Consider the following 227-nt stretch of genomic DNA (forward strand, 5'->3'; position numbering starts at 1 on the left):
GTCACCTTCAATGCTGGCACCAATATGCGTTGTGCCTACACTCGTCCGGCGATCACACCAATGATCGCCCGGGATGACAGCCGGAAAGTCAAGGGAGCAAACAACGACAGCCATAGTTCACACCCCAAGGAGCGTGCAATGAGCCACCATCCCTACACCCTTGACCGCTGGGCCACGCCGGACGATCCGGAGAGCGTATCGATCCGGTTTGCCGATATTCGGAAAAT

Annotated in this window: 1 protein-coding gene; it reads left to right on the top strand. The window is 56.8% G+C overall.

Annotated elements, in window-relative coordinates; all coding sequences use genetic code 11:
• Nucleotides 1-227: hypothetical protein (locus ACR6JA_RS23480; protein WP_494599969.1), on the top strand; the 227-nt coding region annotated here is incomplete at both ends.

It is taken from the genome of Cedecea sp. B1(4), from assembly GCF_059414925.1.